We start from the raw sequence: 15948 nt of genomic DNA, 5'->3' as shown, positions 1-15948 counted from the left end.
AACTTTGTTCGTTTTATAAATTATTACAGTTGGCTAACGATGGAATCATATTTAGGTAAAGGAAGAAAACCGCCAGAAAATGACGCCAAACCTCATCACCGAAGAGAACACAATGATGGCTTCGCTGCCTTGCCATTGGGCTTTCTGGATGAGCTGGCGCAATCTTCCTCTTTGGAAGATGTCTTACTGTGCACCTCGTACTGGGTGCGAGAGATCTTTCAGGCCGATCGCGCCAGTATTACCCTCGACGAAAATGAGCGAGAAATGCGGCTTTATGCATTTGATGGTAATGATGTTCAACCGCAAGAATGTTTGATTCCAATTGAAGGTACCTTGGTTGGCGAAGCTTTTACACAACAAAAAGTGGTGATGTCGAGCCATGATCGTTCTGAAGTGCCAAGCTATTGCAAAAGGCTCTCCGCCGCTGGCCTCACCACCTTTATGATTGCTCCTCTAAAGCACAAAGGCGAATGCTATGGCACGCTCAACATTGCCCATAAACAGCTTGATGCCTATAGCGAGCTGGATGCTCGAGTGCTTGAAACTCTCGCCAACTGGGTTGCTGCACAAGTACATAAACATCAACAAATCAACAAGATGATTGAGCTTGCGCACATTGACCCACTCACTGGCGCGCTCAATCGGCGTGCGTTTGTTGAAGCGACTTACTTTATCAATGACAAACCAAGGCATTACGATCACCATACCGCACTGTTAATGATCGATTTGGACAAGTTCAAAGAGATCAACGACCAATTTGGCCATCCTGCGGGTGACAAAGTACTGATGCAAATCGCAGCGACCTTAAAAAAACAGATCCGCTCTGATGATCTCCTCGCACGCTTTGGCGGCGAAGAGTTCGCCATATTGCTGCATCATGTCAATGCCGAAGAAGCTATGACCCTTGCTGAGACTCTACGCGTGACGGTAGAACAACTCACCATTGAACATCACCAGCATCGGATTCAGTGCACAGTAAGCATTGGTATTGCCCTGCCCAGTTCTCCTAATCAAGGCTTTGAAGAATTGATGCAACTCGCCGATAACGCACTCTATGTCGCGAAACGATCCGGTAGAAACCAAATCATTTTATCTGACATGTCTCTGATCTAACGGGCTCGACGGCCAATTTCGGCTTTCTTACCACCAAATACACCGCCACCACAGCCAACAGAAAACCCACCATGGCTTTGGCATCAAACGACTCGCCAAACATCAACCAGGCTTGCAATGCGGTGACGGGAGGGACAAGATAAAAAACCGATGCCACACTCGACGCTGCGCCATTTTTCACCATATAGAGCAACAGCAGAATGGCCGCACACGACAACACGACCACTAGCCAAACCAGTGTCAGAATAAAGGTTGTTGTCCATTGCACTTGCATGGTTTCAAACTGCCACGCAAAAGGCAGAAACAGGCATGCTGCGGCGAGATACTGCACCATAGCGCCACCCACCATATCCACCCCATGGCAGAAACGTTTTTGGTACAAGGTGCCCAATGTAATACCCACCAGCGCCATTAGGCACAGCGTAATCGCAAGCGTTTTGTGCGCTTCGGTTTGCCAATCCATCTTGCCAGAAAGCACCAAGCTGATACCCAGCAATCCAAGCGCTAAACCCAACCACTGCGAAAACCGAAAGCGCTCTTGAACCGTGACCACCAAAATCAGAGCGGTTAAAATCGGTTGAATCCCCACCAATAAGGAACTCAATCCGGCCGGCATCCCCAACGAAATGGCCCAATAGGTTCCGCCGAGGTAAAACCCATGAATGCTCAACCCCACAACACATGAGTGCCAGAAGGCGGCCCCAGTCGGCACTCGGCGGCGCAGCAACACGATCAGCAACAAAAACAGCGCGATGTTTGCCAACATACGGATCGCCAGCAAGGTCGCGGGTTCTGCGTATTGCAGGCCCAATCTGGCCCCAACAAAACCTGAAGCCCAAAGCAAGACAAACAAAAAGGGGATCGAACGGAGCAGCATGAAAATTCCTTGTGGCTATTATTATCAACTTGCTGTTACTGTAATTGGGTACAGAAATGAAAATAAGAGACAGTTTGAAGGGAATTTATGGGTACAGATGAGCGTGATATCACACACAACAAGTACTTAGTAGTCGAGCAATATGTGCGCTCGGCCATCCAATCTGGCTTGTTCCAACACGATGAAAGACTGCCTTCGATTCGTCGTCTCCAGCAGGAGCTGTCAGTGAGTAAAAACACCGTGATTCGTGCCTATCAAGAGCTGGAAGCACAAGGTTGGGTCTATTCTGTTGAACGCTCAGGCTATCGTGTGAAACCCGTCGCGATCGCTCCAGAGCACGCTCATGCTAAACCCACCAAGGTCGACCTGCTTTCTGTCTGTAAAGAATTCCTCACCTATCCGCACGAAAAAGAGCAACTGCCAACGGGTTCTGCACACCCCAACATCGATGCCCCTGCCATCAAAAGTTTGTATGCGGAAATTGGGCGCCATAGCCGACGACAAAGTCAGCTTCCTAGCCACTACCAGTTGCCACCGGGTGATACCCTTTTAGTCAAACAACTGGCCAAAATCACCGCCGATCTTGGTGTCCCTGTCCAGCTCTCCGAGATCATCACGACCCACGGCGCGCAACAAGCCATCAGTTTGGCACTGCGCGCCACAACAGTGACTGGTGACATTGTTGCCGTTGAATCTCCTTGTTATTTTGGCAACCTCCTTTTACTGGAATCCCTAGGGTTGAATGTGTTGGAGATCCCCAGTTGTCCTAAAACGGGGATGGAAATCGACGCGCTCGCCAAAGCGATGGAAGAGTGGCCGATCAAAGCGATTTTAGTCACACCGAATTTTACCAACCCCACTGGCGCCACCATGACGTTGGAAAAACGTCTGGCCCTTTTGCAAGTCAGCCATGATGTGCCGATCATTGAAGACGACGTATTTGGTGCATTGAGCTTTGATGCCGCTCTGCCAAGCTTGAAATCTCTTGATAGCAAAGGGCGAGTCATCTACGTCAACTCCCTTTCAAAAACACTCGACTCTCGTTTGCGGATCGGTTGGCTGTTGGCCGGACGTTATCATGACCAAGTGGAAAAGCGGCTGCTCTGCGATAGCATGGGCAGTTTGAACCTGATGCAAAGTGCGGTCGCGTCGTTTCTCACTACGGGCAAATACCGTGCTCACACCGCCAGAATGCGTCGACAATACCAGTGCCACAGTAAGCGCTTCCACACCATGCTTAGCAAGGCATTAAACCAGATTCCCGCGCTGGAAAATCGCTATCAATTGCATCTCAATCAAGGATCGTTTTTGCTGTGGTTAATCCTGCCTGAAGGGGTGGATAGCCATGCGTTGTATCTCGATTGTCGCAAAGAAAAAATTAGCCTATTGCCGGGGACGGTATTTGGCACACACAACCAATATCAACATTGCGTGCGTTTTTGTGTCGCGAACTTTACGAGTGATCACGATTGGCAACCCGCCATCAATACCTTGGTTCGTCTCATCGCTTGCCATCTTTGATATTCCCTGTAAACGCTAAGTACATTTCCGTTTACGACACTGCCGTTAACCGTACGAAAGGGAGATTCGTCATTCTCGATGCGTCGTGACATAATGGCCCATTCTTCAGGCAACCATTTTAAAGGACAAAAATGACTGCAACTGCCTATCTTAATAAGCTAAACCAGCAATATCTGACGATTCATCGCACCAAAGAAGATTTCTTCTGGGAAACCTACATGGGGATCAGCGACGATCATCAAGGCTCAACCAAAGCACAGACCGAGTGGACCAACTTCCTTTCTCAAGCTTCAAAAATTAACGAAATTAGACAACAACTTGAAGCCGCAGAAACCATCACAGACTCAAGCGAGAAAGCGCAGACGATTCAAGGACTCAATGGCTGGTTAGCCATGTTCCAATCGCACGCCATTGAATCCCCCGAAGCGGGCGAGCTTAAGAATGATCTGATTCAGTTTGAAGCAGAGATTTTTGAGAAGAAGCAAAAGCACGTGCTTACTTACGTGAACGAGAAGGGTGAAACGGTTGAAGGCAGCCTGCCGATCCTGAGCTCAGCAATCCGCGCCAACAATCAAGAATCCGTCCGCCAATCTGCGCACCAAGCGTTATTGGATCTCGAACAGTGGTTACTGCAAAACGGTTTCCTTGATCTGGTGAAAAAACGTAATGCCTTTGCCCGCACCATGGGCTACGCCAACTTCTTCGATTATTCCGTGGTGAAAACCGAACACATGACCAGTGATGAACTGTTTGTGATTTTGGAGGATTTCGAACAGCGCACTCGTCAAAGTCATCAAAATAGCCTGGATGCATTGGCGCAAGAGAAAGGCAACGATGCCTTAAAAGGGCATAACTTTGTTTACTCTTTCTCTGGCGATGTCATGCGTGACTTGGATCCCTATGTGCCGTTTTCTAAATCGCTACGTCGTTGGGTAGAATCGTTTGGTCGCCTCAATATTGATTACTCCGGAGCGGAGCTCACACTCGATCTGTTGGATCGCAAAGGCAAATACCCGAACGGTTTCTGTCATGGCCCTATTCCTTCTTTCTATGACCAAGGAGAGTGGATCGCCGCTAAAGTGAATTTCACTTCCAATGCCAAACCAGACCAAGTCGGTTGTGGCTACGATGGCATGAATACCTTGTTCCACGAAGGGGGCCACGCCGCTCACTTTGCCAATGTGAAGCTCAATGCGCCTTGTTTCTCGCAAGAATTTGCGCCAACCTCCATGGCTTACGCTGAAACACAATCTATGTTCTGCGATAGCCTGCTTGACGACGCAGATTGGTTGAAGCGTTATGCATTGGATGACGCTGGCAATCCAGTGCCAGACTCGATCATTCAAGCAATGGTCAATAACCGTCAGCCGTTCAAGGCTTATGCAGAACGCAGCATTCTCGTTGTACCGTACTTTGAGCGTGCACTTTATCAAATGAGTGACGAGCAACTCACTGCAGAAAGTGTCACCCAGTTGGCCCGAGATACCGAAATGCGCATTCTGGGCTTGGCGTGCAGCCCGCGCCCACTGATGGCCATTCCACATCTGCTGTCTGATGAAGCCTCTTGCGCCTACCAAGGTTACTTGCTGGCTCATATGGCGGTGTACCAAACTCGTGCCTACTTCACCGAGAAGTTTGGTTACCTATGTGATAACCCAGAGATTGGCCCTCTGTTGGCAGAGCATTACTGGCATGCAGGCAACAGTGTGTCTCATTCTGAGTCGATTAAGCGCCTGACTGGTGAAGGGTTTAATGCGAAATATCTCGCTGACGCCTGTAACCAAACTGCACAGCAAGCGTGGGAAAAAGAGCAGCAGAAAATCGCCGCCCTTGCCGAACGAGAGGTTCACGCACCTGCTAGCCTTAACGCAACCATCACCATCGTCGATGGCAGTAAGGTATTGGCTTCGAACGCCATTTCTGACGCCGATATGTGCGATCAATTTGAAGCGTACATCGTCAAAACCTATGGTCGATAAATGATCGATATCCAGAGCCAGCCACGTGCTGGCTCTGCTTTTTCCCTAGTCCCCTTTTCCTCCACCTTCTTCTTCACCTCGGCGCCATCGCTGAATGTCTGACCGATTCCAAAAGCAGAGACACAACACTCATCTCAATAAATAACGCATTGAATAATAAGCCAACTTATATATGATGAGACTGCAAAACCAATTGCATATATAGCATGGTGTTTTGTTTTATTATCAATGTTCAAAACTCTCCCACTCGTTTGCATAGAGCGAGAGATGAGAGAGTCAATAACAGACAACGGAGTTGGTCGTGAATAAAATTATCCTCGCTTCTGCAGTTGCAGCGGCTGCCGTTAGTGGCGCGTATTTCTATAAAGTAGGACTCAATACTCAAGCAGGCGATGACTTCTTGGCTTATGTACCCGCGGATACCCCGCTGATCTCTTTGCAGACCAACGCCATTAATCATTACGAATACCTAACCTCTATGGGTTATCAGAATGAAAGCTTCGCCGATGCGTTCGATCTGAAAGAGCTCACCCCAGAGCAAGCCTTTCTTCTCGCCTACTTTGATGGCTATCTTAACAGCGCCAGCAATGAACAAAGCCTCAAGAACTACCTCGGTACGGGCGATAACGTGAAACCACTGCTCTACACCTTAGGCATGGTACCGGTTTACAAATTCGAGATTGAAAACCCAGCTGCGTTCTGGGCCACCATCGATAAAAAAGAAAAAGAGACAGGCGCGACGCATGAAGTCGGTAAACTTGGCCAAGCCGATTACCGCCGCTATGCTCTCGCGACAGAGCCAAGCGCAGAACAAAACCTTGGTTTTGTGATCGCCCTTGAAGGCAAGGTAGTCACCTTCACGCTCGATGTCCCGATGTTTGGCGCTGAGAACACATTGAAAATGGCACTTGGGGCAGAAAAACCTCAACACTCGTTTGCAGATAGCGGCAAGTTAGCCGCGCTTCAAACTAAATATGGCCAAAATTACCAATTTTACGCCTACCTTGATAACCAAGAAGTGATCAAAGGGATCACGCTGAAAGGCAGCAACCAGTTGGCTCGTCAAATTGATGTGCTGCAACAGCTCTCTCCAGAAGATCAAATTGACGTGCTGCGTCAGCCGACTTGTCATACTGAACTGACGGCCATCGCCAACAATTGGCCTCGTATTGTGTCTGTCGCGAGTTACCAATCTAAAGACAAACAACTGGTTATGGATGGCAGCATTGTCGTCGAGAGCAACAACCAAGTTCTGATCAATGCACTCAAAACCGTACGCGGCTTTATTCCTAGTGATGAAATTAACCGTGACAGCATCTTTGGTATCAGCTTTGGCTTAGATGTTGCCAAATTAGCGCCAGCGATCAGCAATATTTGGAATGATTTGACACAACCAAGTTACTCTTGTGAACTCCTCGCAGAAGTCCAACGAGAGATTCGAGGTGAAAACCCAGCTGCGGCCGTGAGCATGGGCGCAGGCATGGTAAATGGCGTAAAAGGCATTCAGTTTAGCCTGAATGATATTACGATGAACTTACAAGGCCAGTATGGACCTGAATTTGAAAAACTGGATTTCCTATTCAGCCTCTCTGCGGATGACCCATCGCTGCTGGTGCAAACGGCAAAAATGTTTGTTCCACAGTTGGCAGAAGTGAACATTGAACCCAATGGTCAAGCCGTGGATCTCAGTGCACTGGTTGAAGCGCAAACGGGAATGAAAACGCCACTCTTTGCACGCATGAACGACAAACACCTCACACTCTATGCTGGTGATAAAGCCGCAACAGGGTCAGAAGTCGTGCTCAAGCAGCCGTTAGAAGCAGGGGGTTTGTGGCAAGCCTATATGAACACCTCACGCATACTCGAATTCGCAACGATGGCTTCTGAGCTCAGCGGCGAGCCAATTCCAGAAGAAGTCAGTGAGGCATTAACGGTGGAAGCAACACTCAATTTTGTTTTTGATGCGAATGATAAAGGCCTAGAAATGCGTTACGACTACCGCATTGATAAGTCATCAATGAATGTTGCCAACCAATAATCACTTTCACGATTATGCGTTTATCCAAAGGGACCATTGGTCCCTTTTCTGTTCCCGGCTATTTTTGCGCGCCAACAGATGATTGAAAGCCGTCAAATGACGCCCCCCTCCTCCTAACTTGGAATTGTTTAACTCTGCACATCACGGATAAGACACATTCGGCGGGTCCAGTGCATTTTTCTGGCATACGAGCACACACAAAACGGCCACCAAAGGAAGCAACGTTCCTTGGTGGCCGTTTACCTATTCGGTTTGGGTTTACTTCATTGGCGTACCGTCAGCAGGGTTGATAAACGCCGTCTGATCGGGATCGTCAGAATGATAGAGAGAGGCTTGTCGGTTGTGAATGAGTTGAGCTGCTAACGAAGGGCTTACTGCTCTGTGCTCACCTTTTTCCACTCTGAATTCGCCATCCCAAAAGTTATCCCTGAAGCGTCCTGACTCGAGGAACTCAACAACAACCTTCATTGCTTTCTCCTTTCTACCGCACTGGGTTAATTATAGATATGTCAATATAAGAAGTGATAATGCGAAGGTGTTATAAGCAAAGCAGGCATTACAACCAAAATCCTGTTTTCATGGCGCGATGTATTGAGCCAGAGAGACAATAAAAAAATGGGCTGAAAAAAACAGCCCATTCGACACTCTTAGTGATTATCGTCTAAACACAAAGAGTTAGCGGAAACCATCAAAACGATAAACTTGATCGAGGATTTCGCCTTCTCCCGCGTTCACATCGCTCCACTCCGTACTGTGCCAAAAGCTTTTTAAGGACAGATCGGTGGCGTCTGAATTGATCAGTTCGCTGATTTCGTAAGAACCGACGTAATCAGCGTGTGTGACGTCAATCCTCAACTGACCGTTTTCTATCGCCCAGTTAAACGGAAACTCTCCATCCTCAGCATCGACAAACGCCCCAGTGCCCAGCGGATTAAAGTAAAGCCATTCGTCAGTGGTAAACACGCGTTGCTGATCGACATACTCGTAATAGCCCGCCGCCCAATAAGCGCTTTTGCCGCTATCGGTGCCAGCCATGAGTTCGGCAGTCAGTACGCTTCCGTCCCCCATTTGGGCTTTACATTGCGCCACTGCGGCTTGATAAGCTTCAAAGCTTTCGTAGTAAACGGGTTTATCATTGGGCTCATCCCAAGGGGTATTGCCCGTATCACAGCTCACCGCGGGATCGAGCTGTGGCGCATATTTCATGTAGTCGACAGCGACGATTTCGGAAAGTCTCTCACTTTCTTCTTCGGTAACCACTTCGTTCCATTGGAAGTACCCTTTGAGGTAGTAACCGGTTTTATGCTCGCCAGTAAGAGCAAACATATCCACATCGTCAGCCATTGGGAACTGAATAATCACGATCCCTTTGTCATTGATTGTCCAGGTGAGATCCTTGAGATAATTGCCGTTTTCAAGCATCACTCCTGCCCCCTCTTCAAAAAAGAGATAACTTTCGTGCACGCGGTCTTCGGCATCATAGTAGTGCCATTGCATTGTTACTAATTGCTCTGGGGTCAGCGGTAGGTACAAACACGTCTCTAACGCTTGATAGAAATCTGCTTCAGTCGGTGAACCAGCTGGGCGATTATTTTGTTCATCCCAACCCGTGTCACCATATGTGCAGAGTGATTGCTGCGCTTGCAGTGCTTTCAAACGCTGCTGCGCTTTTTCACGGCTGGCAAAGTACTCATCGCCTCGCTCGGTCATAAACGAAATGCCACTGCTGTCCGCTTGCGCATTGAGCATAAAGATCGCTCGAGGAATGATGTCCTGCCACTGTTGTGGCTGCTCAACTTTGCCTTTCAGTAAATAAATACCGTTCACCACATCGAACACATCAAACGCATTGGCCAATCCACCTGGAGTAAAGGTGATCGCTTGCATGACATAACCCGATGCGTCATAGAAAGGATCATCGGTGACCAAATACCACACGCGCGGATCGCCATTGTCGTGGTAACGGAATGATGGTGTAAACGCCGGTTTGGCATAGAGATTCAAATTCGGAATCATCTCTGGCGTAATTTGGTCAACCGGCACGCCTTGCTCTAGCAAGCTATCCACTTCAGCGATCAAGTCGATATTGCGATCAAACCACTGTGTATAGCTGTAACCCATCCAGATGTCGTCATACAAATTGAACACCGTGTATTGATGACCAAATACATTCGCGGACGCGGTAAAATCGTACCCTTCCAGTGCAATATGATGCCAAGTTTCGTAAGTGCGTTTTTCCGTGGCAGATATTGCGCGCTCATGAAGTGAGAACTCACTGAATTTCTCACCACCTGGCTTCTCTGACGACGTGCGTTTTATGGCATCCGAATCGGCAAGCAAGTAGCGCGAGCCAGATACTTTCGTACTGCTGTCTGCCAACAACTCAGTGGTTCTTTCCACCCAATACGCGGTGCGATTTTCCCATTTTTGGTTGTTGTAGTTATAGTCAGCGTACTCTTCGTAGCTGTTGTCTGTAGGGCTCGACCAAATGGGCTGATGCTCCGTTAAGCGATAGGTGTTTTCGCTGTCAGCAACGAACAGGCGGTATTGGTTTGTCGAGCCATTGGCTTGCCAATCCCGGTGTTCTTCCAGCCAAACAGGGATCTGTTCGCGACGTTTTTCTACGCCACGATAGGCATAATCTTTCACGTGGGTGGTGGCGTCATCGATCTTGAAGCCATTGACGACAAATTGATCCAACTGCGTCGTCACGCTAGCCAGTTCACCATCCGTTCCCTGAGTGACGGTCACATATTGAATGGTGTCGATACCCAGTAACGTTTGTGGATGTTGTCGGCTGGTAAAATTCACGCCATCGAACGTGCGTCCTCCGCCATTATCAGCCCCTTCCAAAGCGGCATCCGCTTCATCAATGTATTTCCAATACTGCTCACCCTGTGCGGTTTTGTTCCCGATATCCAAAGACTGGCCAACAAACAAAATCTCGCCGTCTAAGTTGAAGTCATATCGCCATTCGCTAATGCGGCTAAAACTGCCATCTTTTTGCGTCTGTTCAATACTGTGTTCTTCGCCCAGCAGATCCCCCTCTACGGTACGGAAAGTCCGTTCAATTTCCGTGGTGACCAAGCCACTGTTAAAGGTTTCGACGCTTGTGTGATAGGTCACATCAAGAATTCTGGCTTCTTTACCGAGGTGGGTCACCGTTGGCCAGCGATAGCTTAGCTCTGTGCTTTGGTCTTGGGTTGATTTGTCCGCATTGTCGGGATAGGCATCCACGAGGCTATCCACACCATCGTTATCGTGGTCGCCCGCTTGCGTGTTGTCGTTAGGAAACTCATCCACCACACTGTCATAACCATCTTGGTCATGATCCCCCGCCAATTTCGGATCGGTTGGATATTGATCCACCAAGCTATCAAAGCCATCCTTGTCTGGGTCACCCGCTTGCGTGTTGTCGTTAGGGAAGAGATCATCGACATCCTTCACCCCATCGTTGTCATCGTCAGGGTCGGCGTTATCTCCCAGCTCATCACCATCAAAATTACGGTATTCCGTTGCATCGTCAGGATAAGCATCCAATGAATCTGGAACACCGTCGCCATCATTGTCCATGTTGCCGTCGTTGTCGGTATCATAATCAAACTCAGGCTTCTTATCGGCCAGATCTTCTGCAGTCGTATTTTCGATGGTCTGCTTAATGTCCATATTGACCTGTTCCGCAGTGTGCGCCATTTTTTGGCTAGCATCTGGGTCATCCATCGTGGTTTGATATTGTTCTGGAGTTTCCGCTAGCACGACGCCTGCTGTCACCAAACTGCGCGCCGCAAATGCCGCTTGTTGATGCTCTTCATCCAAGAAGTCACCCAAAACTTGTTCATCCGTTAAACCTAGCTGCTCGGCAATGCGCTCAACCGATTGTTGCTGCTGAGCGGCGACGAGTATGGGGTCAGTTTCGCCTTGCAGGCGATTCACCATATCAACATGAACAAGAGTAGAAAGTGGCGTAATGGCCGCTTCACCTGCGGGGGCAGACATGGTGTATCCCGCGGTGATGGGCACTACATTTCCGCCTTCCGTATCGATGGTTTCACCGGCTATCGCTTGCACGATAACGGGAAAACTTTGGTAGTTAGCAACGTTGCTGACGTCCAATTGCGCGACGCCCTGCTGATTTGAGTACGCGATGGGCTCACCATCATCGTGAACCCAATTAGGGGTAGTGTCCAACCACACCTTCGCATTGTGAAGATAGCCATCAATGGCAGTGACACTATAGGTATCAGGCACCGCAGGTGTGCTGCTGTCCGATGAGTCACTACCACATCCAACCAAACTGACCATCCCCGCCACGCTTAGTGCAATGACGATTTTATTGGCTCTCATGATTCCCTCCGAATTCCTTTTTATTTTCTTCTCACATCGCAATGTTGCGCGGTTACGCAACGGTTATAGGCAGCTTAAAAAGGGAATTCAGTCACTTCATCACCCATGTGGGTGACGAAGCACGAACAATTGAGCGGGGTTTGATTTACATCAATAGAATTAATAATAAGAGATCATTCATACAACCAAAGAATAAGAGCCAATACGGTAATAGCGCGAGATCAATTGATTTTGATGACGGCATCCTGTCTTGTGCAAAATCCGTTTAATCTGAGTACGAACCGTCTCTTTCGATACAGAGCGATAGCGGGCAATTTCGCTGCCATCCATCCCTTGAACCAGAAGTTCCAGCACTTCCAATTCCGCATCCGTCAGTACATCACCGTTATGCACAATCGAGCGAATAGGGCTGAGCTGAGCAAGTCGTTTTGCCATGGTTTGCTGGGCGACCCAACAGTTGCCCCATGAGATCAAAAACTGCCACAACCTCTTGAGATGATCACGCTGCTTAGGCTGCAATGCGCTGAAACTATGACAACTCAACATCAAGTAGTGGTGCTCAACCAGTCTAAACAAACCGCAATAGGAATGATGAAGTTTCATGGTTGGGATCAGTACTTCGCGAAAAACCGGGTTGCGGATCTGTTTGACTGGCAACATCTCTTGCATGTAAAGATACTGACCAATCAATCCCTTACGCAGGTAGTACTGTAAGAATGAATCGTGATGTTGATTTTGCTGATAAATGTCCAACTGTTGGCTCGAAAATCCGAAATCAAACTGCAACCGTGGCACCTGATAAGGGTCCAAAATCATGAACACCACATTCTCGATACCAGCTTGAGCCAATTCGCGCAAAACGATCTCTTCAAGCTCAATAGGTGAAATATTAACGTGAGTAAAATCGAGTAAGGTCGAAAAATCGGATTTCATCATGTGCCTCGTTCGGTTGCTGTCAGTCCGGCCATACTGCAAGTGAACGCCTTGATACTTTCACCTCAAATATTAGTTGAACAAATACTCAACCAAAGTACTAGAAACCGAACCAATGATCTGACGCACGTTTGTCGCGATATTGACTGCCAAAAATGAGGACTATGAATGAAAATGGAGCCCAAGACGGTCTGATGTTCACTCCCTAAAGCCAGCGAACAAAATTGAGCGAGAAACCATGAAAATAACCCCTTTAGCGACATCGTTTGGCGCCTTAGTTGAAGACGTTCAACTCAGTGCCATCAACGAGCGACAATTTGAGGCGTTGTACCACGCGTTCTTACATCACAAAGTGCTGTTCTTTCGCGATCAGTTGCTGACGGCAGAACAGCATTTGGCACTTGGGCAACGCTTTGGTGAGCTGGAACCGATACACCCTTTCTTTCCTCATTTGGCTGACGCCCCGCAAGTGGTGGTGATTGAAACCCGAGAAGGGCTGCCACCTGGGGAGAGCTACTGGCACACCGATCTCACTTGGAAAGCGCGCCCCTCAAAATGCGCGCTGCTTCACGCTCAGCACTGCCCACCCTCTGGCGGCGATACGATTTGGACCGATATGGAAGCGGTTTGGCGATCGCTTGAGGATTCATTAAAGCAGCAGTTAAGACCGCTGTTTGCCACCCATGCTTTGCACGCTTTTGAAAACAGCCGTTATGACCACAAGGATGAAGATGGGGAAAGCTACGTGGTGAAGAAATCGCGCGAGTTTCCAGCAGTGCATCACCCTGTGGTAGCGCAGCATCCGGAAACTGGACGAGAGACACTGTATATTAATGAGCAGTTTACCCGTTGTATAGACGGGTTGGAGAAAGCGCAAAGCCAAGCGCTGCTAGAAACGCTTTTTGCCACAGCTCGAGAAGAGAAATTTCAAGTCCGATTCCAATGGCAAGCAAACTCTTTGGCCATTTGGGATAACCGCGCGACCCAACACTTTGCCGTGACCGATTATGGCGACCAGCCACGTCGCTTGCACCGCGTCACCATTACTGGTGATGCACCACAAGCAACGCAACTTAAGTAAGCTGAACTCAGTCAAGGCTAAGCGCTTATTGGCGCACCAACAGCATCATCACTTCAGCGTGATCAGTATGCGGGAACATATCGAACCACTGAGCACGTTCGACTCGGTAGCTAGGCAGATGCGCCAGATCTTGCTGCATCGTTACTGGGTTGCAACTGGAGTAAATCAAATATTGTGGTGCCAGTTGCTCCAACTGTTCACTCAGCGCTTGCCCCAAGCCGCGACGTGGTGGGTTAACCAAAATAAGATCCGCGGCTTGCGTTTGCGCTTGAGAGTACGCCGCCGAATCCAATGCCGAAAAACGTAAGTTATCAATGCCGAGTTGTTGAGCGGACAGCTTCGCACTGTTGATCGCTTCTTCTTCAATTTCGATGCCGATCACTTGCTCTGCGTGCGGTGCGCAGTGAAGTGCAAAGCCACCAACGCCGCAGAAAAGATCCCACATTTGGCGTGGTTTGAGCTCGGCCACCCAATCGCGCGCAGTGGCGTAAAGCTGGGCCGCCACATGCGGATTGGTTTGGAAAAAACTTTTTGGTCTCACCACCATCGGCACACCGTTAAATACTTCCAACAAGTCATGCGCATCGGTGAGAAAGATCTCTTGCTCCCCTTCCAAGCGAGCCATGTGGATCGGCTGAATGTTCGCGCTGATGACACGAATGGCAGGAAACGCCTGTCGCAACCTCGGCAAGTTGTGGCGAATGCGTTCAAGTGCGGCCTCACTTCTCACCACAAAACGCAACATGAACTCGCCACGAGCCTGACTGCGTGTCAGCAGAACAAACTTAAGCTCACCTTTTTTCTTCACTTTGTTGTAAGGCGGAATGCCTGATGTACGGATCCATTCTTGCAAATAAGCCAACAGCGCTTGGCTATCTTGAGTGTAGAGCGGGCAATGGACTAAGGAGATGGGCGTGCCGTCTTGGACACTTTCGATCCCCAGCGTGGGTTGATGCGCGGCACCAAGCGCGACCATTTTCGCTTTGTTACGGCAATGCATTGAGTCACTTTGAACCGGAGCCAACCACGCACTTTGTGCAACATCAGAAAACAAGGTACGCAACGCGTTGTCTTTAGTTTCAAGCTGCTGAGAGTAAGGGGTATTCATGTGTGTGCAAGAAGTGCAGCTCTTTTGCTCAAAATAAGGACAGGACATGGCAATCGCAACCAAAAAAAGAAAACGGCAGTCTATTCTTCTGCCAGCAATTGACCATTCCAATTATTTGTCATTACGATTAATAGGGCTAATAACAAGAGATTCGACATTTTTCATCGGAGCGGATAAAGTTTGTGCACATTTTCTGCTAAGGATTGAGCTATGAACGCTGTTATTGATACTCTGCTTTCCCACCGTTCTATTCGCAAATTTACCGACCAAGCGATAACGCCAGAGCAACTCGACACCATCATTCAAGCGGGACTCGCCGCTTCGTCTTCCAGTTTGCTGCAAGTGGTCTCAATCATTCGCATTACCGATCCAGCCAAACGTCAGCAGCTTGCCGAGCTCGCTGGGCCACAACACTATGTCGAAACGGCAGCTGAATTTCTCGTGTTTTGCATTGATTATCAACGCCATGCCACGCTCAACTCAGAAGTACAAGCGGGCTTTACCGAGCTGACATTGATCGGCGCGGTGGATGCCGGCATCATGGCGCAAAACTGCTTATTGGCCGCAGAGTCAATGGGGTTAGGTGGCGTTTACATCGGTGGGCTGAGAAACAAAGCCGCCGAGGTGGATGCGCTTCTCGAACTGCCTCCGTTCAGTGCCGTCTTGTTTGGTATGTGCTTAGGCCATCCTGACCAAGACCCTGAGCTCAAACCACGGCTGCCCGCGGAGGTCATTCTCCACGAGAACCACTATCAGCCACTCGATCTCAGTAAAGTAGAGCAATACGATCAAACCATGCTCGACTACTATGGCAAGCGTTCATCAAACCAAAAACAGGCCAGTTGGTCTGAACAAGTAACGAGTAAGCTGGCTGGGGAATCTCGCCCTCACATCTTGCCTTATTTACACAGCAAAGGCTTGGCGACCAAGTAACGCCTCACCACAGTGACATAT

The 15948-nt window shown here is 48.8% G+C and carries 11 protein-coding genes; 6 read left to right on the top strand and 5 right to left on the bottom strand.

Annotation, left to right across the window (positions count from 1 at the left end; translation table 11 throughout):
• Positions 1-39 precede the first annotated feature (39 nt).
• Positions 40-1113: a sensor domain-containing diguanylate cyclase gene (locus tag PQQ36_RS06655; RefSeq protein WP_011082280.1), complete on the top strand. Its 1074-nt coding sequence runs from the start codon at positions 40-42 to the stop codon at positions 1111-1113.
• Here the strand turns inward: PQQ36_RS06655 and PQQ36_RS06650 are convergent.
• Positions 1085-1990 carry a DMT family transporter gene (locus PQQ36_RS06650; protein WP_263180217.1) on the bottom strand — a complete coding sequence of 302 codons (906 nt, stop codon included), beginning with the start codon at positions 1988-1990 and terminating at the stop codon, positions 1085-1087. The two genes, PQQ36_RS06655 and PQQ36_RS06650, sit on opposite strands and share 29 nt — an antisense overlap.
• 87 nt (positions 1991-2077) lie before the next feature.
• On the opposite strand from PQQ36_RS06650, the gene PQQ36_RS06645 reads away from it, so the two are divergent.
• The 3 genes from PQQ36_RS06645 (at position 2078) to PQQ36_RS06635 (ending at position 7528) form a co-directional block, all read left to right on the top strand.
• Positions 2078-3511, top strand: a complete 1434-nt coding sequence (locus tag PQQ36_RS06645; RefSeq protein ID WP_263137645.1) for an aminotransferase-like domain-containing protein — start codon at positions 2078-2080, stop codon at positions 3509-3511.
• A gap of 131 nt (positions 3512-3642) precedes the next feature.
• Positions 3643-5490, top strand: a complete 1848-nt coding sequence (locus PQQ36_RS06640) for a M3 family metallopeptidase (RefSeq protein ID WP_263137646.1) — start codon at positions 3643-3645, stop codon at positions 5488-5490.
• Between the two features lie 301 nt (positions 5491-5791).
• Entirely contained in the window at positions 5792-7528 is a 1737-nt protein-coding gene (locus PQQ36_RS06635; protein WP_243301747.1) for a hypothetical protein, read from the top strand.
• A 258-nt stretch (positions 7529-7786) separates the two neighbouring features.
• Here the strand turns inward: PQQ36_RS06635 and PQQ36_RS06630 are convergent, their stop codons facing one another.
• From PQQ36_RS06630 to PQQ36_RS06620, 3 genes are all read right to left on the bottom strand, one after another.
• The gene (locus PQQ36_RS06630) at positions 7787-7996 is read right to left on the bottom strand and encodes a hypothetical protein (RefSeq protein WP_011082275.1); all 210 of its coding nucleotides are present in this window, start codon (positions 7994-7996) and stop codon (positions 7787-7789) included.
• 207 nt (positions 7997-8203) lie between these two features.
• Positions 8204-11872, bottom strand: a complete 3669-nt coding sequence (locus PQQ36_RS06625; protein WP_263137647.1) for a hypothetical protein — start codon at positions 11870-11872, stop codon at positions 8204-8206.
• 177 nt (positions 11873-12049) lie between these two features.
• Positions 12050-12808, bottom strand: a complete 759-nt coding sequence (locus tag PQQ36_RS06620) for a helix-turn-helix transcriptional regulator (RefSeq protein ID WP_223370924.1) — start codon at positions 12806-12808, stop codon at positions 12050-12052.
• Positions 12809-13043: 235 nt separating this feature from the next.
• On the opposite strand from PQQ36_RS06620, the gene PQQ36_RS06615 reads away from it, so the two are divergent.
• Entirely contained in the window at positions 13044-13886 is an 843-nt protein-coding gene (locus tag PQQ36_RS06615; RefSeq protein WP_225470607.1) for a TauD/TfdA dioxygenase family protein, read from the top strand.
• A gap of 25 nt (positions 13887-13911) precedes the next feature.
• Here PQQ36_RS06615 and rlmC read toward each other — a convergent pair whose 3' ends face one another.
• Positions 13912-15042: a 23S rRNA (uracil(747)-C(5))-methyltransferase RlmC gene (gene rlmC, locus PQQ36_RS06610; RefSeq protein ID WP_225470623.1), complete on the bottom strand. Its 1131-nt coding sequence runs from the start codon at positions 15040-15042 to the stop codon at positions 13912-13914.
• A gap of 162 nt (positions 15043-15204) precedes the next feature.
• Between rlmC and nfsA the strand changes: the two genes are divergently transcribed.
• Positions 15205-15927: an oxygen-insensitive NADPH nitroreductase gene (nfsA, locus tag PQQ36_RS06605; RefSeq protein ID WP_273660595.1), complete on the top strand. Its 723-nt coding sequence runs from the start codon at positions 15205-15207 to the stop codon at positions 15925-15927.
• Positions 15928-15948: the final 21 nt, after the last annotated feature.

This window comes from Vibrio sp. CCUG 15886 (genome assembly GCF_028570825.1).
Classification (GTDB): domain Bacteria; phylum Pseudomonadota; class Gammaproteobacteria; order Enterobacterales; family Vibrionaceae; genus Vibrio; species Vibrio vulnificus_B.
This window is presented reverse-complemented; position numbering and strand designations above follow the sequence as displayed.